The following is a 26102-nucleotide window of genomic DNA, read 5'->3' as shown; positions in this document are numbered from 1 at the left end:
CCATTCTCACACTTAAGCGAAGGGCTACTGTCCGCGCGGCATCGCGCCTGCGCCGCTGCGATCCCCGTCTGCACTGTCAGGCTTCACCGGTAGCGGTTCGATCCGCCACACTTCCCCCGCGCTGCCTTCCTTGGCGTTAGTGAGCAGCCAGATTGCGCCGTCCGGCCCCTGCTCCACCTCGCGGATGCGGGTGTTGAGAGGGATGAACTCGGTTCCCGCCACCTCGCCGCCTTCCATGTCCACCCGTTCGATCCCGCCTGCAGATAGCGCGCCGAACAGGATGTCGCCGCGCCATTCGGGGAACATGTCGCCGGTGTATACGACCATGCCCGAAGGCGAACGCACCGGGTTCCAGTACTTCGCCGCGTCCTTGAACTGCGGATATTGTTCGGGATCGGGGATGTCCGTGCCGTCATAGTTCACCCCCCGGCTGACCACCGGCCAGCCGTAATTTGCGCCGCGCTCGATCCGGTTCAATTCGTCCCCGCCGAGCGGCCCCATTTCGACCACCCAAATCGCGCCGGAATAGGGGTCGGCCGCCGCAGCCTCGATATTGCGATGGCCGTAGGACCAGATCGCCTCGTCCGCGTCATTGCGGCCAACGAACGGATTGTCGCGCGGGATCGATCCGTCGTCGTTGAGCCGCACGACCGTGCCGAGCGTGTTCGACAAATCCTGCGCGGGCGCGAATTTGAAGCGTTCGCCGAGCGCGAGGTACAGCTTGCCATCGGGCGCAAAGACGATGCGGTTGCCAAAGTGGTTGGGGCCTTCGACCTTGGGCTGTTGGCGCCAGATCACCTCGAAACCTTCGATCCGGTCGCCGACCATCCGGCCGCGGCCCAGCGCGGTTCCGGCGGTGCCGCCTTCGCCCGCTTCGGCAAAGGTCAGGTAGACCAGATTATTGCTGGCGAACTGCGGATGCAGGGCCACGTCCATCAATCCGCCCTGCCCGTTCGCCCACACCTCGGGCGTTCCCGTCACCGGCGCGGAGACACTGCCGTCAGCGGACACGATCACGAGATCGCCAGGCTTTTCGGCTACCAGCATCCGTCCATCGGGCAGGAAGGCCATGCCCCAGGGCGTATCGAGCCCTTCGGCGACTTTGCGCACCGACAGAACGGCATCTTGCGTGGCGACGGATTCGGCCTGGTCGCTCGGCTGCGCAAATGCGGGCAAGGCCGCGCCAGCCAATGCCAGCGCGCCAATTGCAGCGGCGGAAATCGTATGTTTGGCGATCATGTGCATCTCCTCTCGGCGCGAACCGCGCCCGTTAGCGTTGCCCCCTCGCCCGCGCGTCAGATCACTGCCAGCTGCCGGTTGGTCAGCGTGCCGCCATACTGCCGCCGCAGCCTGACCTTGCGTTCGAGATCGCTGATCACGACGCCCGAAAAGTCGATACCGCTCAGGTCGTCGATGAAGTTAAGCGCTCCGGGCGTGTCGACATTAACCTCCATCATCTTGTCCCCGGCGATGTCGAGCCCGGCGAAATACATGCCATCATCGATCAGCTTGGGGCCGACGATCTCGGCGATTCTCAGCGCGGCTTCATCAGGGACGGCCATCTCCATCCCTCCGCCTGCCGAGATGTTCGAACGGTGGTCGTCGGTCTGGCTGAAGCGGTGGATGCAGGCATAGGTGCCATCGACCTTGAGCGGCCGCCCGTTGAGCGTGATCATCCTGAGATCGCCCTTGGCCGCAGCGGGCAGATATTCCTGCACGATCGCATAGCCATCACGCGTCACCGCCTCGATGATCTGGTTGAGGTTCTGGCGGTTGTTGTCGTCGATGATGAACACGCCCTGCCCGCCCGATCCTTGCAGCGGCTTGATCACGCCCTTGCCGCCATGGGCTTCGAGGAAGCGGTGAACCTCCGCATTTTCGCGGGTGATCGTGGTGGAGGGGCGCACGGCTTCGGGGAAGAACTGGAAATAGGTCTTGTTGACCGCGTCGGTGAGGTGCGACGGATCGTTGAGCACGATCGTGTCGCCGAGCGAGGCGAGTTGTGCAAACAGCAGACTGGAGGATGGCGCCCAGCTGCGCGTGCTCAGCTCCTCGGCCGGGTCGCCGCGCAGCATCAGGATGTCGTAATCGGCCAGCTTGATCCGCTCGGTCCCTTTCTCCGGGTCCTGCAGGTGCGCAAGATAGGTGGTGTCATCGTCGAACTCGGCGATCTTGCTGACCGTCGCCATTGCGCAGATGCCGTCCTGCCAATCATAGATGAAATCGCCCAGCCCGATCAGCGCGACCGTGTGGCCGCGCGCCACCGCTCTGCGGGCAAGGCGGATGGTGGAGTAGTCGTCCTTTTCGGTGGAGACGTCGTTTACGACGAAGGCGATGGCGATTCGGGTTTCGGGGCGAGGTTCGGTCATGCGGCGGGGCTTTCATGAAACAAGGCGTGAAGCGGGGTGCGCCGCGCCTCGGCAAGGCGCTGCCTTGCAGCGTCATCGGTGATGAAGGACGGCAGGATTTCGGGCGGCACCAGCACGCCCTGATCCAGCAATTGTTCGATCGTATGCAGGTGCTTCAATGCGAACTTGCCCAGCATCAGCACCTCCAGATCGCCGCCGCGCGCAAGGTAGGCGAGCAATTCGGCCAGCCCTTTGAGATACAGCGCATCCTTGGTCAGCCCGCCGCCGCGCTTCGCCCGCAGCGCCGTATCGAAGGCAGTGTCATGCGGGATAGCGTATTGTTCGACGAGGCAGGCGAAGATTTCCGGCCCCATCGCCTCGCGCACCGCCATGTCGGCGGCGATCACCCGCGCGGCCAGTGTGCGCAGGCGCTCTGCCGGGAAATAGCCCGCGAGATATTCGGCCAGCACCGCCACGCCTTCCTGCAGCTCGTCATAATCGGCGAGCCCGCCCGCCAGCACCTTCAGCGGCTGGCGCCGTCCGTTGTGGCGGCTGATCGCGTGAGTGCCGATTTCGTGCTGGATCAGCGGATCGATCCGCGATCGCGGAGTGGCGTAATCAGAGGCGATGTGAAGGTTGCCTGCCGACACATACAAGGACACGCCGGGATGCGGATCGAGGATCACTTCGCAGGCGAATTCGGGATGCTGCGCGCGGGTGCGGGCAACCTCGGCGCTCGCTGCCGCCGCCATCTCGGCAGCGCCAGCGTCGCATTCGTCATCGGGGAACACCGGGACTTGCGCCAACACTTCTTCTGCTGTGGCCAGCAGGCGCTCGCTGGCATGGCCGAACAGGTCCATGCTCGCCAGAATGAAGCCCGATCGCCCGCGCATCGATACCAGTTCGATCTGGCGATCGATTTCGCGCTGCTTTTCCAGCAGCAATGCCTGAACGAGGCGGTTCTCGATATCTTCGACCGGCAGAGCGAACAGAGCTTCGCGCAAGGCGGGCGCGTCACGCTGGAGCCCTTCGGCGAAGCGGCTGTCGGGCATTTCACGGTAATTCGAGCGGACGAAGCCGTCCCAGATTTCGGGAACATTGATGGGGGTCAGACGCGACAGCCAGTCGACCCGCGCATCCATCTGGGCAAGCGCGAGATCGACCGCCACTGCGGCATCGCACATTCCTGTGGCCGGGCTGTTTCGGGCTGGCATATTCATGTGCGGGCCGCCAGCCAGTCGCGCGCCCGGGCAAGCCCGGCGTGGAAGCCTTCGCGCAGATCCTGCAGCGCCAGAATATCGGCCTTGCCCGACCATTCGTCCATGAAGATTTTCTTGTATTCCAGCGTGATCACACAGGCTTTCGCGCCAAAGGTGGCGTGCAGCCATTCGGGGAAATTGCCCCCGTCCTTCCAACGGACATTCACCCGAACGTCCGGCATCGCATCCCTGACCGGACGGGATGCCAGACCTTCGGCGAAGGCGGCGAGCAGCCCGCCATGCGCTTCATGGTCGAGCGTGGTCGCGCCGAGATCGATATCGGGATTGCCCGATTGCGGAGCAAGGCGGGCGTTTGGGCTGCCGCGCCGGTGATTATAGCTGTGCAGGTCCAGCACCAGCACTTCACCATGCGCCGCGATCATCGCCTTCACCCGCTCTGCCATCAGCGTGTAGAAGTGGCGGTGCAGCGCGCGGCTGGCCTCGATTTCGGCGCGCGGCAAATTGTCGTTCCAGACCCTCACGCCCCAGGTTTCAGCCGGATCGCTGGTAATGCAGCGTTCGACCGGGCGGTTGAGATCGCATTCGAAGCGTGAACGGTTGGCCCGCAATACGGTGTCGCCGGCGGGCAGAAAATAGTCGGTGAGCGGGTCTTCCTCGCGCAGCCGCCCCGCTTCATCCAGCGCGAGGTACGGCTGCAGCGAAGGCCGGATGGTGTGGCCTGCGTGGATCGCCGTCACCAGCACCGGCCCATCGGTAACTAGGAGGTCCCACGGCGGCGAACACGCCTGATCCGCGCCTGTATCCGTCATCTTGCCCGCGTCCTTGTGGGCGGCTGCCTCAGTATCAATCGTGTCGTCTTGCATGACCGGTCAACCGGCAAGCTGTTGGCGGTGTTCCGCTGCTTGCGATGGAGCGACGGGGAGAGTCGGCAGGGCGGTCTGTGCCATGCGACAGGATCGCACAGATTCGGCAGAACCGCGTCCTAGCGCGCCAGTCCCACGCCGATTGCCACGGCTGCAATGCTTATCCCCATAGCTACCGCCATCAGAAGTCCGTCACGCACCAGCAGCGCCATCCCGAAAGCCGCGATGGGCAGCATCGGTGCTGAGCTGGCGAAGGGAACAAACTCGAGCGGCGGCACTGTCAGGCTCAGCGCGAGCACAATCCCTGCCGCAACACGTGGCCATGGCTGCGCGACGAGCTGCGGCATGCGACCGTGAAACCAGCGGTCGAGACGGGCTGCAACGGGATTGAGTTTGTCGGCGATCGTGTGCAGCTTGCCCGCGGAAACCGAACGCTTCTGGATGAAGCCAGGCATCCAGAGGTGGTCCTTGTCCAATAGCAACTGGACGGCTGTGAGCGCGATAAACAGCGCGAGAAACGTAGGAACGCCCGGAATACCGCCCAGCGGCGTGCTTTCGAGCAGCGCCGGGATCAGCAGTGCGGGGCCATAGGAACGATCGCCTATTGCATCCAGCACATTTCCGATGGTCACCCTATCGTGGCGGTCGGCGGTGCTGCGTAGCAGGTCAAGAATGTCGCAGACCGAATGGACGGGTTCAGCATCGGCTCGAGGCTCGGTGTTTTCCATGCGTCATGCCTCACTAGCGAATGATGCGATCAAGCGAGCCATAGCTTTCGGTAATCTTTCCGCGCGGGAATGCCAGCACGGCGATTGCCAATCCGCCCACGATGCTCACCGCGATGTGCAGCCCGTCACCGCCGAACAGCAACGGCGCGCCCGCCAATGCCAGCCCGAGCGGCACGAGCAGAAACCGCACAGCGCGGCATACTTCGGCCGCCGCGACCGCCAGCACCGTCAGCACCAGCGCACCGAGCAGGTGATCGGCATCGGCCATCCCGCCGTCCGCCCCCAGTGTCAGCCGGGTGAACAGGAACGAGAGCGCGATAATCCCCGCCAGCCAGAGGGTCCACGGCAGGTTCACCGCGCCGGTCCACATCTCTTTGAGGACGATCCCCGGGCCGCGATCGAATTCGTGCTCCACCTTGGTCAGCCTCCGCCCCTCTGGCGGGCTGACATCGTCTGTATCGCCGAACAGCAGCACGCGCAGGAAGCTGCGCCCGGCCTTCACCCGGCGGCGAAGAAAGCTCATGCTCGCCGCCAGTTCGTCGATCGAATAGGGAATTTGCACCAGCATTGCGGTCGCGCCGATCAGCGCCAGCGTGCTCCATGTCCCGATCACGATTGGTTGAATGATGATGAACCCGACCGAGACTATGCCCAGCGGCACGATCAGCAGTCCGAACGCCAGCACCAGCCACGGCATGGTGCGCCAGCGCGCGCGGCTGCCGACGATCCCGGTGAGGATCTCGACCATATAGACGAATGCGCCCACAGCGGCATCGGGAACGGGCCAGGCTTCGGAAACGCTGGAGGTGATGATTTCCTCGGTCCCGTTCTGCGGATCGGCCCTGCTGCCGTCGAAGAACGGTTCCCACACGCTGTCGATGTGTTCCATCTGATAGGCTGCGAGATAGCGCGAGAACAGCAGGCCGACGATCGCGAGCGCAATCACCGGCAGGCGCTGCGTCCAGGATGACGGGTTGAAGCTCCACCCCGGCGGGATTTCCGGCGAGCGCCGGCGGGCCAGCACGCTCGGTCCGATCTCCGGGGGCGCGCACACCGCCATGCCGAACACGATCCCGCCGACCAGCGTATCCGACAGATAGGCGGCCGCGTTCGGGGTCACGAACAAAACCGGCAGTGCCATGATGATCAGGCCCAGCCCGGCCGAAGCCCAGCGCGCAATCCCGATCTGCCAGCTGAGCGAGGCGGTGGCCGTCACCAGCAGCGCCAAGCCTGCAAGCACTTCGAGCGCGGCATAGAACCCGTTTTCGATGCCGATCATCGGCGGCTGGGTGATCAGCCAGCAGGCAAGCCCGATATTGACGAAATGCGTCCAGCGCGTCGCCCGGTGCTGTTCGATGCGGCGGGCTTCGACTTCCCGGCGCAGTTGCTCGGTCGCGGTCGCGCCGCCGTGCGCCTTCTCGCGCAGCCAGTCCGGCGGCGTGATGCCGTTCCGATCGTACCATGCCGCCGGATCGCGCTGTAGATTGGCGACCATCGCCGGAAGTTCATCCGCCAGCCGGTGCTGCGGACGCCAGCCCAGCCAGCGTTCGGCGCGTCCGATGTCGAGCGCGTAGTGATCATCCGCCATCGCAATCATGAACGGCTTGATGAACGGCTTTTCGCCGTGATCGATGGCATCGGGGATCAGCGGCTCGGCAGCGTTCTGCGCGGCTGCACCCAATTGCGCGACCGGGGCGGGCAAACGGAGTGTCGCCCAGTCATCGGTGCCGTGGATCAGCTCGCCGATGGTGTCCTGCAGCGTCCCGTAACCGACCGCCTCGGGTTCGCCGATCAGGATTTGCGCATCGGGAGGCAGTGTCGCCCGGCGCTGCACGGTGCGCCTGACCGCGTCGATCATGTCTTCCCGGTGCAGCATCGATTGCCCGGCATCGAGCGGTCCGGCGTAGAAACGCGACTGGAAATTGCGCTCGTAGATCCGGGCGATCTGATGTGACAGCGTCGGAACCGCACTTTGCGCGTCATACACCCCGGCCAGCCGCAGGATGGCATAGGGCATCTGCGCTTCGCTGCGGATCAGATCCTCGACCTTCTTCTTCGACTGCGGGTATTCCCATTGCGGGTCGAACGGCGCGGTTTCATCAATCGTCCCGCCCGGATCGGTCGGGGCGTGCACCAGCATCGTGCTGGCATAGATGAAACGTTCGACCCTGAAGCCTTCGAGCGCCGCAATAAGGTTGCGCGTGCCTTCGAGATTGACCTGGTCGTAAAGCGGGTTCGGCTCGCCCGAAAAGTCGAAGAAAGCGACGAGGTGAATGACCGCGGCAATATCGTGCCCGTGTTCGCGCCCGACCCAATCCAGCGCCCGCGTTATCGACTGGCGCGAGGTGATATCGATCTTGAGGATGGTCGGCCCGCCCTCCTGATCGTCACTTCGGTCGAGACCCACGATCCGGTAGTCCGCTTCCAGTGCGCGCGCCAGCGAATGGCCGATATTGCCGTCCGCACCAGTGATGAGAATGAGTGGTTTCGCGCCCTGTCCGACTTCCGACAAACTTTGCTCCCTGGCGGCTTGGCGAGATGGATTTCTGCCAACCGTCGCGTTTCAGGGTGTCGGCAGTTGTCCGGCGCCGCATTCGCCTGGGTTAGGCCGCAGCGCGCGGCACCAGTACGCGCCGGAGCGCTTGAATCCTCATCCTTGCGCGGGCATCACGAGCTGGGACGACACGGGGAGAAGGCAATGCGCAAATCGATGATGGCTGCAGCCGGCGGGCTGGCGATGGTGGCTGCGACGGGCGCAGGCGCGCAGACACCCGGCGGCAATTCGTCCGCCTCGCCGGCGACCATCGCCGCGCAGCAATCCGCCGCTGCCGGGCTTCCGGAAGACGGCACGCGCGACGCGGCATTCTCCACCCGAGGCTTTATCGCCACGCTGCCCGATCCGGTGATCCGCAACGCGGCTGGCAATCCGGTCTGGAACCTCGATGCCTATGCCTTTGTCGATGGCGCAGCCCCCGACAGTGTCCATCCGAGCCTGTGGCGGCACATGAGGCACCTCAAGCATCACGGGCTTTACCAGGTCAGCGACAACATCTTGCAGGTGCGCGGCTTCGACCTTGCCAACTTGACCATCATCCGCGGCGAGAGCGGCTGGATCGTTATCGACCCGCTGACCAGCGTCGAGACAGCGAAGGCGGCGATGGCGCTGGTGAATGCCACGCTGGGGACACGGCCGGTCAGCGCGGTGATCTATTCGCACAGCCATGCCGACCATTTCGGCGGAGTGCGCGGGGTGATCGACCCGGACGATGCGACGTCCGGGCGCGTGGCTGTGATCGCGCCCGAAGGCTTTATGGAGGAAGCCACGTCAGAGAACGTCATGGCAGGCGGCGCGATGCTGCGGCGCGCGGCCTATCAGTTTGCGACCGGCATGGCGCCAGGGCCGCAAGGGCAGATGGGCAGCGGCATCGGCATGGGCGTATCGGGCGGAACATTGTCGCTGATCACGCCGACCGACACCATCGCCGCCACCGGCGAGACGCGGATGGTGGACGGGGTGCGCCTCGAATTCCAGATCGTGTCGGGCAGCGAGGCTCCGGCGGAGTTCAACGTCTTCATCGCAGCGGAAAAGACCTTCCTCGCCGCAGAGATCGCCACCTGCACGATGCACAATATCCTTACCCCGCGCGGCGCGAAGGTCCGCGATGCGCGGGCCTGGGGGCATTATCTCGACGAGGCGGCGCGGCGCTATGCTCCGCAAAGCGACACGGTGATATCGAGCCATTGCTGGCCGATCTTCGGGCGCGCCGAAGGCACGCAGTGGCTCGAAGCACAGCGCGACAACTATCGCTACCTGCACGATCAGACCGTGCGCCGGATGAACCGCGGCGAGACCATGGCCGAGATTGCGGAAAGCCTGACCCTGCCCGCCGACCTCGGGCAGGAATGGTCGACCCACGGCTATTACGGCACCTACAGCCACAATGCGAAGGCGATCTACCAGTTCTACCTCGGCTGGTATGACGCCGTGCCCGCCAACCTTAATCCGCATCCTCCGGTGGAACGCGCCGCAAAGCTGGTCGATGCGCTGGGCGGCGCAGAGCGCGTACTGGCGCTGGCGCGCAATGCGATGGCGGGCGGCGATTACCGCTGGTCATCCGATCTGCTCCAGAACCTCGTGTTCACCGAGCCGGACAATGCGGCGGCACGCGCGGCGCTGGCGGAAAGTTACGAACAGCAGGGCTACAGCTCCGAAAGCGCGATCTGGCGCAACCAGTTTCTGGCAGCGGCGCGGGATTTGCGCGGCGCAAGCGCCCGCAGCGCCGCCACCCAGAGCACCGATCTGATCGCCGCCGTCGCTACGCAGGAACTGCTCGATTCCGCCGCCACCCGGTTCGCGCCGGAGCGCTTCGGCGACCGCAGTCTCACCATCGGACTGGAGCTGACCGACCGCAAGGAACAGGCGATGCTGGAAGCCAATGGCCGCGTGCTGATCGGCCGCGTGGGCGAGACGCCAGCCGCACCGGATGTGGCAATGCGCGGACCACGGGCGCTGGTGCTGGCGCTGCTGTTTCTCAAGCAGCCGGTCAGCACGATGCAGGCGGCGGGGCTTCAGGTCGAAGGCGATGCAGCCGCACTGCAACACCTGATCGACGCGCTCGACCCGATGCCGCAGGGTTTCGCGATCGTCGAGCCGTAGAAAAGCGGCTGCATCGGGAAGGGTTCGCGGCTCTGGTCCGTTAGGCAATGAGACGGCGGGTAGCATTCTGCCAGACCGCGATAGGACGAGCCGATGAATGCAATGACCTGCGACGGGATCGGGCGATGAGCAAGGCCAGCATTGCGCTCAACCGCTTCGGCTATGGTCTTGCGAGCGGACAGCGGCCACCCGCCGACCCTGTGGCCTTTTTGCTGCGCCAACTCGAAACCTTCGACCCAGCGCCGCGCCCCATTGCCGCGCGCACCAAGACCCGCGGCAAGACCGGCGAAATGCTGCAATTGCTGCGGGGCCTGCGCGATCAGATGCAGCAGATGGGCGATCCGGCGATGAACGATGCTGGCGCGGCAGCGATGATGGCAGAAACCGGCGCGGACGATCCGCGCGCCGCCGCTTTGGCTGCGCTCCCGCCCGACTACCGCAAGAAGCTGGTCGAAGCGCGCCGCGTCGCAATCGATGATCTGGCGGTGCGGGTGAACGTCGCCATCGCCAGTCCTGCGCCGATGGTCGAACGGCTGGTGCATTTCTGGTCGAACCATTTCAGCGTCTCGGTCGGCAAGCCGGGGACGCAATTCGAAGTCGGCCCGCACGAATTCACCGCGATCCGCCCGCACGTGCTGGGCCGCTTTTCCGACATGCTCAAGGCTGCCGTCCTGCATCCGGCGATGTTGCTCTATCTCGACCAGTTCCAGTCGACCGGACCGGGTTCGCCGTTCCAGCAGCGCCGACGGCGGCGCGCGAACCCGCAGGGCGGACGCGGCGGGCTGAACGAAAATCTCGCGCGCGAGGTGCTCGAACTGCATACGCTCGGTGTCGGGGGAGGATACGATCAGGGCGACGTGACCGAGCTTGCCCGCGCGCTGACCGGCTGGACAGTGCCGGGGATCGGGCGGGTCGGCCGGTTCGCCGAAGACCAGCCGAGCGGCGCGGCCTTCGTGGCGCTGGCGCATGAACCGGGCGCGCGCAAAATAATGGGCCGCCGCTACCCCGCGGGCGGGGCGGAGCAGGCGCTGGCGGTGCTGGACGATCTGGCCACGCATCCCGCCACGGCGCGCTTCATCGCCATCAAGCTGGCTCGCCATTTCGCCGGAGACACCCCGCCCGCCAGCCTCGTCACCCGGCTGGAGGCCGATTTCCGCACCACCGGCGGCGATCTTGCCAGCCTCACCCGCACGCTGATCGCTTCGTCCGAAGCGTGGGTGCCGGGTCCGGTCAAGTTTCGCGCGCCGTTCGAATGGTTTGTCGCTGCCGCCCGGCTGACAGGCATCGACGGGCTGGAGCCGCGCCGGATCGCGCGCGTGCTGAACGAGTTGGGCCAATCGCCGTGGCGCGCGCCCTCGCCCGCCGGTTATGACGATCTTGCCGCCAGCTGGGCCGCGCCCGACGTGCTGCTGCGCCGCTCCGAACTGGCGGAACGCATGGTGCAGGCCGTGCCCGCCGACGATGTCATCGCCCGCGCCGATACCGCCTTTCCCGGCACCCTGAGCGATACCACGCGCAGCTGGCTGACCCGCGCCGAAAGCGGGCGGCAAGCGCTCGCACTGCTGCTGGTTGCCCCTGAAATGATGCGGAGATAGGCCGTTATGCTCACCCCACTCGATCGCCGCACGCTGCTTGCCGGATCGCTTGCACTAGGGGCCAGCGGGCTTGCCCTGCCCCGTATCGCGCTGGCGCAGGCCAGCGGCACGCGCAATCTGCTGTTCGTGCTGCTGCGCGGCGCTGCCGATGGCTTGTCGATGCTCGCCCCGGTTGGCGATCCCGGCCTCGAAGCCTTGCGTGGAGCCAGCCTGACCGATTACGACGGTGCACCCCGGATCGGCAGTTTCTTCGCGCTCCATCCGGCGCTGGCCGAGATCGGCAAGGCGGCGCAGGCGGGCGAGGCGTTGTTCATCCACGCCGCCGCCACCGCCTATCGCGAACGGTCGCATTTCGACGGGCAGAACCTGCTCGAAAGCGGCGGACAGGTGCCCTATTCGGCCAAGGACGGCTGGCTCAACCGGCTGGTGGGCCTGATGAACGAAGCGGCCCCGGACGAGCCATTGCGTGCGCTGGCGATCGCACCGTCCGTGCCGCTGGCGCTGCGCGGCAATGCACCGGTGTCGAGTTACGCGCCCTCGTCCCTGCCCGATGCGAGCGCCGACTTCATGGCCCGCGTCGGCGCACTGTACGAAAGCGACGCCGAGTTGGCAGGTCTGTGGGCGCGCGCGCTCGAAACTCGGGCGATGGCAGGCGACGATGGCCTGCGGAACCTGCGCGATGCCAGCGCCAACGGAGCCCTGGTCGCCTCGCTGATGAGGGGCGAACGCGGCGCACGGATCGCGATGATCGAGCTCGACGGCTGGGACACGCACGCCAACCAGCGCGGCGGGTTTGCCCGGCAGGCGCGCGGGCTCGACGCGCTGCTCGCCGCCTATCGCAGCGGGATGGGCGATGGCTGGCGCGATACGATGGTGCTGGTGGCGACCGAATTCGGCCGCACCGCGCAGCTCAATGGCACCGGCGGCACCGATCACGGCACCGCCAGCGCAGCGATGGTGCTGGGCGGCGGCGTGCGCGGCGGGCGCGTGCTGGCCGATTGGCCGGGGCTTGGCGCAAGCCAGCTTTACCAAGGCCGCGACCTTGCGCCCACCATTGCGCTGGAAAGCGTGCTGGCGGGCGCGGTGGCCGAACATCTGGGTCTGGACCCGGCGCAGGCTATGGCCCGGCTGTTTCCGGGCCGCAGCGCAGCGCCGCTATCGGGGATAATGCACGGCTAGAATGAACACTCGGTCGCTTCGGCGGCGCTATCGCGGCTGATATCGCTGATCTGGATTACGAAGGCACCTTCGGATGCAAAGGTCAGGCGACCACCCGCTTCGCCCAGACACGCCGCGCTCAGCACCATTTCACGCCAGCCCTTGCCCTCGGCAACCGAAAGCGGTTGTGTGATGTCGAACACCTTGCCCCCTGCGGTGACAGTGACGGGTGAAGTCGGCCGCTCGTTCACCTGATAGGCGATGCGCCACGCGGCCCCGCTTTCAGGGCCGGTCAGCGTCAGCTTTGCACCGGGGGCGAAGGCGATGCGGCGCGCGTCTTCCTGCGCCTTGCGATCCATGCCGGTCGCGGTGATGCCGTTGCCGGTGCCGCGCAGATCGGGCAGCACGGCGTTATCGGCGACAGCCTGCACCTGTGCGCCGAGCCGCCCGGCGGCGAACCATGCCGCGCCGCTATCGGCTGTCAGAGCGTTGCAGGTTTCGTCCAGCGGGGCGAGGCGCGTGGCCGCGCCCAGATCGAGCCCGTAGCCGAGCGGAAACAGCGCGCCTTCCGGCCCGTTGAGCGGCGCGCCTTCGCAGCTTGCGGGCCAGCTGAACGACAATCGCCCGGTCGCGGGGCGCTGTCCGAATAGCACATCGGCCACCCCTGCGCCTTCGCTTCCCGGCAGCCATGCGGCGACGAAAGCATCGGCGGCGTTGAGTTCGCGGTTCATCCACAGCGGGCGGCCCGACAGGAACACCGCGACTGTCGGAATGCCGCGCTCGCGATAGGCCTTGAGCAGCGCCAGCCCTTCCTCGTCGCGGAAGGCCAGATCCTTGCGGTCGCCGACGAATTCGGCATAGGGCTCCTCGCCGAACACGACGATGGCGACGTCAGGCTCCCCGCCCGCTTGTCCATCCTTGGCCAGCACCGCCGCGCCGCCTGCAGCCTTGGCCGCAGCGGCAATCCCGTCAAATATCGACGTCGCGGCGGGGAAATCGGCAGCGGTCAGATCGCCCCCACCCTGCCACGTGACCGACCAGCCGCCAGCCTGCTGCGCGATATTGTCGGCCGCGCTTCCGGCCACTTCGATCCGCACGCCGGGCTTTAACGGCAGCACGCCGTGGTTCTTGAGCAGCACCTGCGATTTCGCCGCCGCCTCGCGCGCGATGGCGCGGTGTTCCGGCGACCCGAGCAGTTCCCAGGCACCGCCGTAAGCGCGATCAGACGGCTTCACCTGCCCATCGAAAATGCCGAGCTGCTGCTTCAGGCGCAGCACCCGCAGAACCGCTTCATCGAGCCGCTCCATCGGGATCGTGCCGTCCCTGACCTGCCCGACCAATGATGCGTAAAGCGCCTTCCAGTCTTCGGGCACCATGTAGACGTCCAGCCCCGCCAACAGCGCCTGCGGGCAATCGGCATTGGTGCATCCCGCGACCTGCCCGTGGCCGTTCCAGTCGCCCACCACCAGCCCGTCAAAACCCAGCCGCCCGCGCAACTCACCGGTTAGCAGCGGGCCGTTGCCGTGCATTTTGGTGCCGTTGATCGAATTGAAGCTGGCCATTACGCTGGCGACACCGGCCTCGATCGCGGCGGGGTATGGCGCCGCGTGGATCGCCATCAATTCGGCAAGATCTCCGTTCACGTCGCCTTGGTCGACCCCTTGAGCCGTGCCGCCGTCACCGAAGAAATGCTTGGCCGTCGCCGCAACCTTGCCTGCGCCCAGGAAGCCCGGTTCGCCGGGGCGTCCCTGCAAGCCTTCGACCATCGCCGCGCCGAGCCGGGCGACCAGTTGCGGGTCTTCGGAATAGCTTTCGTAGGTGCGCCCCCAGCGGTCGTCACGAGCGACCGCTATGGTCGGAGCGAACGTCCAGTCGATGCCGGTGACCGCGATCTCCACCGCCGTGGCCGCGCCGATGCGGCGGATCAGTTCTGCGTCACCCGCCGCGCCCAGCGCGATATTGTGCGGAAAAACGGTCGCGCCGATGACGTTGGCATGGCCATGCACCGCGTCGGTCGCCCACAACGCCGGAATTGCCGGTTCGCCGCCGGGAATCGGCGCGGTGGATGCTTCCCAGAACTCGTCGGCCAGCTTCAGCCAATCCGCTGCAGGCGCCTTGTCATCGCCGTATGGCCCGGAATTGCCACCGTTGAGAATCGTGCCGAACCGGTAGCGGCGCACATCGGCAGGCGTGATCGAGCCGATATCCGGCATCACAATCTGCGCGACCTTGCGCTCGAGGCTCATCGCCGCGAGCAATTGCTCAGGCGTGGCGGGTGCAGCCTTTGCCTGCACGGCAGGAGCTGCGCCGGTCGATTGCAACGGAGCCGTTGTGGAACAGCCGGCCAGCAAGGCAGCAAGGCCCGCGCTCGCTGCGAGCTGCCCGAAAATATTACGCGTCACCAGGCAAGTCCCTCCCAAGACCATCGGTCAGCTGGTCGTGCGTTCAGTTGAGAACGTTATCAAGATACTACAAACCCCGCGCCCTTTTGCAAGCATCAAGCGATCAGGCGATGCGGGTTCCCACAGGTCGCGCGAAGGTTGCCAGCAGCACCGCGCTCGCCAGCGACAGGGCCGCGAACAGCACGAACAGCGCGGAATAGCCGAGCCCCGGCACCAACATCACCGTCAGCCACGGCATCACCATTCCCGGCAGCGTGTTGGTGAGGTTGAAAAATCCCAGATCGCGCCCGCGATGTTGCGGCGCGGGCAGCACCCGCAAGGTCTGACCCGTGTGGAGCGCAAGAAAGATCGCGGCAGCAATGGCAAACAGCACGTAACCCGCCACCGCCAGCGCGAGCGTGCCCGCCCCCGCCATCACCAGCATCCCCGCCGCGCACAGCAGCGCGCATGCCGCGAGCGGCAGGATCGGGCGGCCATGCCGATCCGACCAGCGGCCCAGCAGCAGCGACAGCGGCACTGCACAGACCAGCACCACGCTGAAGATATTGGCCGCCGCATTCTCCGGGAAACCCGGCGCCAGTGATCGGAGCCAGAACAGCAGAAACGCGAACATGCCGCCTTCGGCCACCTGCACCAGAAACCGCGCCAACCACATCCGGCGCACCGCGTGGTCGACCTTCGGCAGATCATCTCCGGCGACCGCGACGCGCGGCTGCATCAGGTTCGCGCGGGTGCGCCCGCCGCCGCAGACCACCGCCGGCAGCACCAGCGCTGCGACAAGCGCTGCGACCAGCCACAATCGCCCCTCTACAGGAACCAGCCCGCCATACGTCACCAGCGACCCCGCCAGCGCCCCCAGCGCCGGAGACACTGCCAAAGCGCCGCCGAGCACGCCCTTCTGGCTATCGGGAAAGCAGTCCCCGGCCCACGCCATCAGCGGCCCAAGCATCAGATTAAGCCCGACTTGCCAGGCCATCACCAGCAGAACCAATTCGCTCGCCGATCGCGCTTCGCCGACCGCCAGCAGCAGCACTGTGGAAAGCGCCAGTCCTGCCACGATCCACGGGCGGCGCATGGCAAAGCGATCGCTCAATATGCCGGCCGCGATATTGGCGATGCTGGCCACCACCGCGCCGAAGAAGCTCACCTGTGCCAGCACCGCGACATCCTCGCTGCCCTGCAATTCGGCGATCCGCTGCGGCAGCAGCACCGTCAGCAGCGGAACATAGGCCACTGCCCCGCCCGCCGCTGCCAATGCGAACAGCACCAGAAACCAGCCCGGCTGGCGAGCGGCCTCCGGCAGCGACGGGTTCAAGCCGCGTCCGAAATGCTTGGCGGCGCGGGCGCGGTGGACGACCGTTCGATCAGGGTGGCGGCGACTTCGATCACGGCATCGCCTCCCTCGTCGCGGCCGTGAAGGATAAGCTGCTCTACCGCGCGCGACACCGTCTCCGAAATCGGTTGGTCGATGGCGGTCAGCGGCGGCTGGGTGAAACGCACGATCGGAGTGTTGTCGAACGACACCAGCGACAGGTCGCGCGGCACGCTCATCCCGCGGTCCCGCGCGACTTCGAGTGCGGCCAGCGCCATCTGATCGCTGCTGGCGATGATCGCTGTCAGATCAGGGTTTCGATCGAGCAGCGCGCGCGTGGCCCGCGTGCCGGATTCGTAACCGAAATCGCCCGCTTCGAGCAGGCCCTCCCACGGCAGGCCGTGTTCGCCAAGGGCACGCTTCCAGCCCTCGATCCGCCAACCGCTGAGGCTGTATTGCGCCGGGCCTGCAATCATCGCAATGCGGCGGTGGCCGAGTTCGATCAATCGGCTGGCGGCAAGATGCGCCGCGCCGTCATCGCCCATCGTCAGCGCAATGCCCGGCCCCGGCTCCATCGATCCGATCCGGGCAAAGGGAATATCCCGTTCCGCCAGCAGCGCCGTGATCAGCCGGTTTTCCGAGTGCGGCGGGGTCAGCACCACGCCATCGGGCTGCAGCGCCGAGATCGCCGCGCCCAACTCGCGTTCGACATGGTCGGAATGGGTGTCGATCAGTTCGACCATCATCCGGTAGCCGTGCTTGGAGCAGGTCAGGATCCCGCCCAGCAACATCTGGTCGACCCAGTCGGTGCCGCGCCGCTCGCGCCAGTCGGCCAGCGTGCGTTCACGATCATTGATGGCGAGGATGATGTAGGATCGCGACCCGCTCATGCGCTGTGCGGCGAGGCTGGGGACATAGCCCAGCCGATCGATCGAGGCGCGCACCTTGTCGCGCAATTGCGCGCGCACGTTCGGCCCGCCATTGACGACACGGCTTACCGTCTGGAGCGAGACTCCCGCATCCTCGGCAACATCCCTGATCGTGACTGACTTGCGCCCGCGCGCCATTGGCCCTGTATTCCCGTCCCGCTCATCACATGCACGCACGCCCCGTATCGGGATCGTTCGTACAGCGATAGCCCCTGATCCAGTCGATTGCGAATTGCGCGGGAAAGGCGTTGGCGGCAAGCCGTTTCACATTGGTTTCTTCCGCCGAACCCGCGGCTTCAAGCGAGCCTTTTGGCAGCACGCTGCTGCACATCGCCCCGCCTGAAAGCAGCAGGGCCGCTCTCGGCGTTCCCGCCTTGAGCAGCCCTGTCAGCATCATGGTTTTGCTCGCCTCAGAATTCGAAGCGGGCAAGGAAGGTGAAGCGCCGGTCATTGCGGAATGCCGAGCGGGTCACGCGGTTGCCCTCAAAATCGACTACCTGCGTGGTGCGCGTCACTTCGTCGAGCAGGTTCACGCCCTGCACGCCGAGTTTCAGCCCCTCCATCACCGACACGAAGATCGACGCATCGAGCTGCCCCGTCGCTTCCTGCCAGATCGGCGAGAACGGGAAGATGTCGTCGCGCGGCGTGATCAGGAAGTCCGAGCGCCAGTTGTAGGCGGCCCGCATCGACAGCCAGTCTTTTTCGTAGAACACCGTGGCGTTCAGCGCGTGCTTGGAAATCCCCGCCAGCGGCTGCCCGGCGACAAAGGAGCCGGCGTTCAGCGGGTTTGCCCCGGTCGCCACTGACGGTGCACCCACACCCGCCAGGGTCGGGTTGGAGAAGTCGCTCCCGTCGACATAGGTATAGGTAAACTGCGAACCCAGGCCATTGAGGAAGCCCGGCAGGAAGTCATAGGTCTGCTGGTATGCAAACTCGAAGCCCTTGAGGATGCCGTCCTGCGAATTGACCGGACCTTCGAGTGCGACCTCTACCGGAACGCTCGCGTCGTAGTTGACGGTAGCAAACCCGGTGTCGATGAACCCGCTGACATCCTTGACGAAGCCCGACAACGTCACCGAACCGACGGCATCGAAATACCATTCGACCGACAGATCGTAGTTCCAGATCGAAACCGGTAGCAGGTTGCGGTTGCCGGTCTGCAAGGCGAACAGCGGCCCGTTGGCCAATGCCTGCGCTCCGGCTATCTGCAAGGCGTTGGTGTTGTCACCGATCCCGCCGCCTGCGCGGAACAGCTGCAGATCGGGGCGCGAGATATTTTTCGATGCTGCCGCGCGGAACAGCAGGCCGTCGCCGACATCAAGTTTGGCATTGATGCTCGGCAGCCAGTGTTCGAACACGATGTCGCGATCATCGATCAGCACTTCGCCAGTGTGCGCGGCGGCAAATTGTGCCTGTCTTTCAGTCGACAATTCGCAGTAACCGCGCAACACGCCGGGTGTCGGAGGGGCCGCACAGCTTGCCTGGATTTCGGACAGCTGCACGATCCCGTCACCATTGGCGAACCCGTTTTCCGGGTTATCGAACCGGCGCGGATCAGGCAGGCCGATGCGGCCGAGGCTGGAGACTTCCGTTTCGACGTAGCGCAGGCCGATATTGCCGGTAAGGTTCCAGCCATTGCTGAAGTCGGTGCCGTAATCGACGCGGGCATAGGCCGCCTTGGTCACTTCGGTCACGAACGACACTTCACCGGGGCAGTACACGCCTTCGATGTCGCAAGGCACCGGCTCGCCCGTCACCTCGTCGGGCCGGACGCGGCCATTGACGCCATAGTTGAACCGTTCGGGCGACTGGCCGAATTCCTGGATTTCGGCAAATTGCTGATCGGTCACACCGGCCAGATATTCGCCGAGGAAGTCATCGCCGCCGAAATAGAACGCGCCGCCGTTTTCGATTGGAACCGGCGCGCTGCCGCGTTGGAAATTGTCGCCGAACGGTGTGCGGTATTGAGCGTAACCCGGGAATTCATCGACGAACGCACCGCCGGCAATGGCGAATTCCTGACCCGGCAGGCCGGTGTAATAGCGGCCCGGAATAAACCCGTTGCCGAACGGACCCGGCCCGCTGGCACCGCAGCCCGAACCCTCACCCCAAGGGGCACAGCCCGCACGGCCGGCCCACACAGCCGACAGGTTGCCCCAGGTGCTGAAGTTGGTGTTGCGGGTGGTGCGATCACGCTCTGCCCAGCGCGCGCCGAAACGGGCGGCCTTGAAGAAGCCGGTGTCGCTGATGTCATATTCGGCATCGAAGCGCAGGCTCTGCAACTCGCCTTCGTTCTTTTCGCGGCTGTCGAGGCCGAACCAGTAATAGCTGTCACGACCGGAGGTGAAGTAATCGGCCGGCGCGCCCGGAGGCGCGATGAAGCTTACCTGCGGCACATTGCCGCTGAGGTCGAGATCGACATTGGCAAAGGTGCTGAGCGCACCGAACACCGAATCGCGCGACAGATCGGAGGTGATGTTCTGCGCTTCGAAATTGACCCGGAACCGGTCGGTGATGTTCCATTTGACATCGAACGAGAAATCCTGCGTCGTGGTCTTGGTATCACGCAGGAAGCGCAGCGAATCCAGCGGAATGCCGCCGCGCCCGAACGGGGTGGCATAGGCATCGCCAGGACGCTGGGTCAGGATTCCGCTCTGGAAGAAACCGCGATCGTCGAACTGCAGATTGCTGCCCGCAGCCGCCACCGGGAACAGCGCTTCATCGTCGACGCGCGAAATCAGAGCGAATTCTTCGGATTGGAACCCGGATTCGGCGCGGAGCCATTCGAAGGTGGCGATGAAATTGCCGGTGGGGTCTTCATACTGGACAACCGCAGACCATGCCTCGCGGTCACGATCGAGATCGGTGGTGCGCACGCCCGCGCCCTTGGGCACCAGCACGGCCCCGTCAGGCGGGAAATTTTCGGGCGTGAAGTTGGGATCGCCCACGAACCCGCCCGAACCGACCGACTGCGCGCGCAGGCATGGCCCGCCCAGATCAGCCGGACGATAGCAGGGATCGGCGACCTGCGAGGCATCGGTGCGGCTCAGCAGTTCGGACTTGGCATAGGCCAGCTGGAAGCCGAGCGAACCTGCGTCACTTTCGTAAGTGGTCGAACCCAGCACCGAAAAGCCCGGCGACCATTCCTGCCGCAGATCGCCGTAATTGGCCTCGATCGTGCCCGCGATATGGGTGCCGCGCTTGTCGAGCGGCTTGCGCGTGACGAGGTTGACCGTGCCCGACGGCCCGCCTTCGATCATGTCGGCGGTGACGTTCTTGAACACCTCGACCCGGCCCAGCAATTCGGGCGAGACATCGTTGAAGCTGAGTTCGCGCCCGCCGGTGGCGGAGAAAATGTCGCGTCCGTTCAGTTCCGAGCGCGCGAACGGCAGGCCGCGGATGATGACGCCGGTGCCTTCGACCGAGAACCGGTCGGGGTCAGTGGTCTTTTCGAACCGCCCGATAGTGATGCCGGGGATGCGCTGCAGCGTTTCGGCCACGGACCGGTCGGGCAGCGCGCCGATATCTTCGGCAGTCACGGCATCGACGAAGGTGTCGGCGTCACGCTTGATATTCTGCGCCGATTCCAGCGAGGCGCGGAAGCCGGTGACGATGATGTCACCTTCCTGAGGCTCTGCAACGACCGCTTCCTCTTCGGATTCGGATTCGGCCTCGGTCTCGGCATCCTGCGCCAGTGCGGGAGATGCCAGCGCGGCGGACATCGCCAGAGCTGAGGCGGTGCCAAGAACGAACAGGCGGCGACGCGGCGCAACGGATGCGTTTTTCATGATGTTTCAACTCTCCCCTATCCCCGTGGCACATTCTTGCCGTCCACTGGAGCTTGCTGATGCATTCGTAGCGCATATTGTGAGCGTTCTCAAGACTTGTAATCCGTGTGGTATATTGCATTCTGGCAACACATCGCGGGGCGGCAGAATCCCGGACATCAAGGGCGAATTCGCCCGGCAGGGATTGAGGAAAACATGGCAATTCAACGCATAATCATCGTTGGCGGGGGAACGGCCGGGTGGATGGCCGCGGCGGCACTATCGCGCATCAAGTCCGGACGACCTGTGGAAATCACGCTGATCGAATCCGAAGCCATCGGCACGGTCGGCGTGGGCGAGGCAACGATTCCACCTTTCGTCGGCTTCAACGAGTTGCTCGGGATCGACGAGCGCGAAATGCTCGCCGAGGTCGGCGGCACCTTCAAGCTGGGCATCCAGTTCGAAAACTGGAACCGGATCGGCGAAAGCTACATCCACCCCTTCGGCGCCTATGGCTACACGATGGGCGGGATCTCGTTCCACCATGTCTGGCACCACATGGCGCAAGGCGGAGACAAGCGCCCGATCCAGGTCTTCAACCTTGAAACAATGGCGGCCTATTTCGGAAAATTCGCCCGCACCGAAGATTACAAGCGCGACGATTTACCGCCGGTCAATTACGCCTATCACCTCGATGCCGGGCGCTATGCCGCCTATCTGCGGCGCTTTGCCGAAACGCGCGGTGTGGTGCGGCAGGAGGGCCGGATTGCCGACGTCGCGCTCGATGGCGAGAGCGGCTTTGTCACTAATGTCACGCTGGATGATGGCCGCCAGTTCGCAGGCGATCTGTTCATCGATTGCTCGGGCTTTCGCGGCTTGCTGATCGAACAGGCGCTGAAGACGGGGTACGACGACTGGAGCCAGTGGCTGCCCTGCAACCGCGCGGTCGCGCTCCCCTGCCTGCGCGATGACGGCGGCCCGCCCCCGCCCTTCACCCGCGCCACTGCGCACAGGGCCGGATGGCAGTGGCAGGTGCCGCTGCAGCACCGCAACGGCAACGGCCATGTCTATTGTTCAAGTTACATGGAGGACGGCGAAGCGCTCGACATCCTGCTGGGCAATATCGCGGGCAAGCCGCAGGCGGAGCCGAACTTCCTGCGGTTCGTTACCGGACGGCGCAAGAAGTTCTGGAACAAGAACGTGGTCGCGCTGGGGTTGGCGGCGGGTTTCATGGAGCCGCTGGAATCAACCTCGATCCACCTCGTCAACACCGGCATCGACAAGCTCATATCGCTTCTGTCGCTCGACGGGATCACCCAGGTGCAGGAAGATGCCTTCAACCGCCTGACGGGGCGCGAATATGCCCGCATCCGCGACTTCCTGATCCTGCATTACAACGCCACTTCGCGCGATGATTCGGATTTCTGGAACTATGTCCGCACGATGGACGTGCCCGATACTCTCACCGAGAAGGTCGAGATCTTCAAGGCCAACGGCCAGATCTTCCGCGAGGAGGACGAACTGTTCACCGAAACCAGCTGGGCGGCAGTCATGATGGGGCAAGGCATCAACATGGGCGGCCACAACGCAATGGCCGACACATTCGATCCGGCCAAGACGCGGGAGGAAGTGGACGAGATGGAGAAATCGATCCGCTATCTCGTCCAGCAAATGCCGGGGCATGGCGATTACCTTGCGCGCTACTGCCCGGCTGCGGCCTGACGCGGCTTAGAGCGCCTTCTCTAACCTGCGGCGAGTGCCAGACCCGCCAGCGCCCTGCCGGAAAGCCACGCACCTTCGACGCGGGGGTTATGCAGGTAATCGCCCGCGATCCCGATGCCTGCTTGGGCATTGTAGCGCGCGCCTTCACCCGCCCGCGCGCCTATCGGTGCCTGCGGCATGGCGTAGAGCCAGCGATGCGCGTCAAGGTGCATCGCAGCGACCGGAGCGACGCCGGTCGCCGCAAAGAAATCGGCCAGCAACGCTGCGGCGGCCGCATCTTTCGGCAGGTCGATAATCTCGCGGCTGCGCGCCGGGCTGGCGTGAACCACCCAGTTTTCGGCTCCGTTACGCCCCGGCTTGGCCGAGTTGCGCGCGGCCCATGATACCGGCGCGGTATCGCTGCGGAAGGTATCGGCGGCAAACGGTAGGCGCTCGCCAAAGCCCGCCATCACCGCCCAGCACGGAGCGGATAAGACATCGCCCGACAGCGCCGCCAGATCGGGCGCGGCATCGGCCAGCAGCACCGCGGCCTGTTCGGCAGGCACCGCGACCAGCACACGAGCGGCGGTGAACGCCTCGCCGTCGGTTTCCACAAGCCAGCCGGCGCCACTGCGCAAAATCCGCTCCGCCCGCACACCCCAGCGCACGTCGAGCGCCTTCGCCATCGCCTTCACCGGCGCATTCATGCCCGGCACCCCGACCCATGCCTCGTCCCCGGCCGCAGGCCAGCGTGCGACAGCACCGGTCGCTTCCCACGCTGCGACAGCATCCTGAAACGCCGGATCGCGGGCGGTGAAATACTGCGCGCCGTGATCGAAGGCGACGCTTTGTCCGCCGATCTCCGCCCGCCGCGCTGCCATCCGCCCGCCGGGCCCGCGCCCCTTGTCAAGAACCGTGACCGAAGCTCCGCTGCGGGCCAGTTCGCTGGCACAGGAAAGGCCCGCCATGCCCGCGCCGATGATGCAGTAATCGCTGAAGTGTTCGTTCATCCCGCGCCAACGCACGGAAGCTTGGGAGGTTTCAGCCAATACGCGGTTTCACGGCGCGCTGCGCGGCGACCTCGCTTCGGCCAGCAGCAGCGAGAACCGTTCCTCGCTGTCGGTCCAGCGCGCACGCGGCTCCCAACCGCCTGCCGCCAGCAGAGTGTTGGATGTGCGGCGGGTGAACTTGTGGCTGTTTTCGGTGTGGATGCTCTCGCCCGCCGTCATTCCGAAGCGCTGCCCGCTGACCGAGAAGCTGACATCCTCCTGCGCCACCAAATGCATCTCGATCCGCGCATAGGTGTCGTTCCAGCGCGCTTCGTGCTTGAACGCCGCGACTGGAATATCTGCCTGTAACTCGCGGTTGATGCGGTGGAGCAGGTTGAGGTTGAACTTCGCCGTGGTTCCGGCCGCATCGTCATAGGCGGCGACCAGCAGCTCCTCGTCCTTGATCAGGTCCATCCCGATCAGCAGCAGCGCGCCGACGCCCAGTGTTTCGCGCATCGAACGCAGCAGATCGGTGGCGGTGCGGGCGACCATGTTGCCGATCGTCGATCCGGGGAAGAAACCGAGCTTGGGCAGCCCTTCGACCTCGCCCGGCAATTCGACCCGGCGCATGAAATCGGCTTCGACCGGCCAGACCGGCAGGCCCGGAAACTTGGCGGCCAGATCGGCGGCGGCGGCGCGCAGGAAGTCTCCGGAAATATCGAGCGGCACGTAAGCCGACGGCGCAATCGCCGACAGCAGCAGCGGGGTCTTGACCGAAGAGCCCGATCCGAATTCGACCACCGCGCGGCCCGGCCCGATCAGCTCGGCAAATTCTTTCGCACCGCCGCGCAAAATCTCGGTCTCGGCGCGGGTCGGATAATATTCGGGCAGCTGGGTGATATCCTCGAACAGCTGCGATCCGGCATCATCGTAGAACCAGCGCGCCGGCACAGCCTTCTGCGCTTCGGCCAGCCCGTCGAGCACGTCGGCGCGGAAGGCCGTATCCACGCCGGTCGCATCGCGCTCGACCAGCTTCAATCCTTTGGGCGTGGTCATGAATTGCCATCCTTTGCCAGCCTGAGGCCGGTGAACTGCCAGCGCTGGTGGGGGTAGAAAAAATTGCGGTACGACGCGCGCGAGTGGCCGCGCACCGTGGCGCAGCTGGCCCCGCGCAGCACCACCTGCCCGCTCATGAACTTGCCGTTATATTCGCCCACGGCGCCGTCTGCCGGGCGGAAACGGGGGTACGGCAGATAGGCCGAGCGGGTGAACTGCCAGCCATCGCCGAACAGGCCTGCTTCGCCGCGCGGCAGCGGGGGGGCGGCTGCATCGAGCTGATTGCCGCTGGCCGGATCATGCGCGGGCAGCACCGCAGCCCCGTCCTGACCGCGAGCGATGGCTTCCCATTCGAACTCGGTCGGCAGGCGCGCACCGGCCCATGTGGCATAGGCATCGGCCTCGAAATGCGAGATGTGGGTAACGGGCGCATCGGGTTCGCGCACCTGCCAGCCCTGATGGGTAAAGTGCTCGTCGTCTCGCCAGTAGAGCGGCGCGGTAATCCCCTCGCGCTGCACCCACGCCCAGCCATCGGCGAGCCACAGACGCGCATCGCAGTAGCCGCCATCGGCGATGAATTCCGCCCATTCGCCGTTGGTCACCAGCCGGTCCGCCAGCGCGAACGGTTCGAGCAGCACGCGGTGGCGCGGGCCTTCGTTGTCGAACGCAAATCCCTCTTCGTCATGACCGATGAGCGCGATCCCGCCGGGATGCTGGTGCCAGCCGATTGGCGAGGCGGCACTGGCGGAGGCTTTCGGGCTGCCTTCCCACATCGCCGGGCCAAGCGGGTTCTGAAACAGCGCGTGCTTGATATCGGTCAGCAGCAATTCGGTGTGCTGCTGCTCATGCGCGACGCCCAGCGCGATCAACCCCGCCAGTGCCGGATCGTCCAGCAGCGGCGTCATGGCGTCATTGATCGCGGCGCGCCAATCCAGCACTTGCTCCAGCGTCGGGCGCGACAGCAATCCGCGCGCAAACCGGTCGATCCGTGCGCCTTCGGCCTCGTAATAGGAATTGAACAGGAATGGCCAATCCGCGTCACACAACTGGTATCCCGGCGCGTGATCGCGCAGCAGGAAAGTCTCCCAGAACCATGTCGTGTGCGCGAGGTGCCACTTGGCCGGACTGGCATCCTCCATCGACTGGAGCGTGGCATCGGCATCGCTCAGCGGAGCAACCAAGGCTTCGGTCAGGGCGCGGGTGGCGCGGAATTGTTCCGCCAGCGAGGGGACGGATTGGCTGTCAGCCGCGCCGATGGGCTCGCTACGGGGCACGGAATTCTCCTGTCGTCGCCTTGCTTCAATGCTCAATCATGCCGCAAAAGCGTGACAAGCGAAAGGCATAGGCCAAGGCACTTGCCCCGCGGGGCAACCGGCT

General features: G+C 65.4%; 18 protein-coding genes. 4 read left to right on the top strand and 14 right to left on the bottom strand.

The window, feature by feature from the left end; genetic code table 11:
* Window positions 1–24: 24 nt before the first annotated feature.
* The 6 genes from Q0L48_RS10495 to Q0L48_RS10470 form a co-directional block, all read right to left on the bottom strand.
* Window positions 25–1239: a PQQ-dependent sugar dehydrogenase gene (locus tag Q0L48_RS10495; protein ID WP_296720632.1), complete on the bottom strand. Its 1215-nt coding sequence runs from the start codon at window positions 1237–1239 to the stop codon at window positions 25–27.
* 56 nt (window positions 1240–1295) lie between these two features.
* The gene (locus tag Q0L48_RS10490; protein ID WP_296720630.1) at window positions 1296–2369 is read right to left on the bottom strand and encodes a glutathione synthase; all 1074 of its coding nucleotides are present in this window, start codon (window positions 2367–2369) and stop codon (window positions 1296–1298) included.
* A complete protein-coding gene (locus Q0L48_RS10485; protein WP_296720629.1) occupies window positions 2366–3568 on the bottom strand; it encodes a tyrosine/phenylalanine carboxypeptidase domain-containing protein in 1203 nt (400 codons plus the stop codon). The genes Q0L48_RS10490 and Q0L48_RS10485 overlap by 4 nt, the downstream gene beginning before the upstream one ends.
* Window positions 3565–4377 (bottom strand): N-formylglutamate amidohydrolase, encoded by an 813-nt coding sequence (locus tag Q0L48_RS10480; RefSeq protein WP_296720627.1) that lies wholly within the window; start codon window positions 4375–4377, stop codon window positions 3565–3567. The genes Q0L48_RS10485 and Q0L48_RS10480 overlap by 4 nt, the downstream gene beginning before the upstream one ends.
* Window positions 4378–4550: 173 nt before the next feature.
* On the bottom strand, window positions 4551–5159 hold the full coding sequence (locus tag Q0L48_RS10475; protein ID WP_296720625.1) for an exopolysaccharide biosynthesis protein: 609 nt from the start codon (window positions 5157–5159) through the stop codon (window positions 4551–4553).
* Between the two features lie 13 nt (window positions 5160–5172).
* The gene (locus tag Q0L48_RS10470; RefSeq protein WP_296720622.1) at window positions 5173–7671 is read right to left on the bottom strand and encodes an NAD-dependent epimerase/dehydratase family protein; all 2499 of its coding nucleotides are present in this window, start codon (window positions 7669–7671) and stop codon (window positions 5173–5175) included.
* A 198-nt stretch (window positions 7672–7869) separates the two neighbouring features.
* On the opposite strand from Q0L48_RS10470, the gene Q0L48_RS10465 reads away from it, so the two are divergent.
* From Q0L48_RS10465 to Q0L48_RS10455, 3 genes are all read left to right on the top strand, one after another.
* Complete coding sequence (locus Q0L48_RS10465) at window positions 7870–9816, top strand: alkyl sulfatase dimerization domain-containing protein (RefSeq protein WP_296720620.1); 1947 nt, start codon at window positions 7870–7872, stop codon at window positions 9814–9816.
* A gap of 125 nt (window positions 9817–9941) precedes the next feature.
* Window positions 9942–11411, top strand: coding sequence for a DUF1800 domain-containing protein (locus tag Q0L48_RS10460; protein WP_296720617.1), 1470 nt, complete (start codon window positions 9942–9944; stop codon window positions 11409–11411).
* 6 nt (window positions 11412–11417) lie between these two features.
* Window positions 11418–12590, top strand: a complete 1173-nt coding sequence (locus tag Q0L48_RS10455) for a DUF1501 domain-containing protein (protein ID WP_296720614.1) — start codon at window positions 11418–11420, stop codon at window positions 12588–12590.
* On the opposite strand, the gene Q0L48_RS10450 is transcribed toward Q0L48_RS10455, so the two are convergent.
* The 5 genes from Q0L48_RS10450 to Q0L48_RS10430 form a co-directional block, all read right to left on the bottom strand.
* Entirely contained in the window at window positions 12587–14971 is a 2385-nt protein-coding gene (locus Q0L48_RS10450; protein ID WP_296720612.1) for a glycoside hydrolase family 3 protein, read from the bottom strand. The genes Q0L48_RS10455 and Q0L48_RS10450 overlap by 4 nt on opposite strands.
* 103 nt (window positions 14972–15074) lie before the next feature.
* Complete coding sequence (locus tag Q0L48_RS10445) at window positions 15075–16286, bottom strand: MFS transporter (RefSeq protein WP_296720610.1); 1212 nt, start codon at window positions 16284–16286, stop codon at window positions 15075–15077.
* On the bottom strand, window positions 16283–17350 hold the full coding sequence (locus Q0L48_RS10440) for a LacI family DNA-binding transcriptional regulator (protein WP_296720608.1): 1068 nt from the start codon (window positions 17348–17350) through the stop codon (window positions 16283–16285). Before Q0L48_RS10440 ends, Q0L48_RS10445 begins: the two co-directional genes overlap by 4 nt.
* Window positions 17351–17375: 25 nt before the next feature.
* The gene (locus Q0L48_RS10435; protein ID WP_296720604.1) at window positions 17376–17609 is read right to left on the bottom strand and encodes a hypothetical protein; all 234 of its coding nucleotides are present in this window, start codon (window positions 17607–17609) and stop codon (window positions 17376–17378) included.
* 13 nt (window positions 17610–17622) lie between these two features.
* On the bottom strand, window positions 17623–21000 hold the full coding sequence (locus Q0L48_RS10430; RefSeq protein ID WP_296720601.1) for a TonB-dependent receptor plug domain-containing protein: 3378 nt from the start codon (window positions 20998–21000) through the stop codon (window positions 17623–17625).
* A gap of 195 nt (window positions 21001–21195) precedes the next feature.
* Between Q0L48_RS10430 and Q0L48_RS10425 the strand changes: the two genes are divergently transcribed.
* Window positions 21196–22701 (top strand): tryptophan halogenase family protein, encoded by a 1506-nt coding sequence (locus Q0L48_RS10425; protein ID WP_296720599.1) that lies wholly within the window; start codon window positions 21196–21198, stop codon window positions 22699–22701.
* Between the two features lie 20 nt (window positions 22702–22721).
* Here the strand turns inward: Q0L48_RS10425 and Q0L48_RS10420 are convergent, their stop codons facing one another.
* Genes Q0L48_RS10420 through egtB form a run of 3 tightly spaced genes read right to left on the bottom strand, consistent with a single transcriptional unit; the run spans window position 22722 to window position 25999 of the window.
* The gene (locus tag Q0L48_RS10420; RefSeq protein ID WP_296720596.1) at window positions 22722–23729 is read right to left on the bottom strand and encodes an NAD(P)/FAD-dependent oxidoreductase; all 1008 of its coding nucleotides are present in this window, start codon (window positions 23727–23729) and stop codon (window positions 22722–22724) included.
* A gap of 9 nt (window positions 23730–23738) precedes the next feature.
* Window positions 23739–24725, bottom strand: a complete 987-nt coding sequence (egtD, locus tag Q0L48_RS10415; protein ID WP_296720594.1) for an L-histidine N(alpha)-methyltransferase — start codon at window positions 24723–24725, stop codon at window positions 23739–23741.
* Window positions 24722–25999, bottom strand: coding sequence for an ergothioneine biosynthesis protein EgtB (egtB, locus tag Q0L48_RS10410; RefSeq protein WP_296720591.1), 1278 nt, complete (start codon window positions 25997–25999; stop codon window positions 24722–24724). The genes egtD and egtB overlap by 4 nt, the downstream gene beginning before the upstream one ends.
* Window positions 26000–26102: the final 103 nt, after the last annotated feature.

Source organism: Erythrobacter sp. (genome assembly GCF_024305245.1).
Classification (GTDB): Bacteria; Pseudomonadota; Alphaproteobacteria; order Sphingomonadales; family Sphingomonadaceae; genus Erythrobacter.
This window is presented reverse-complemented; position numbering and strand designations above follow the sequence as displayed.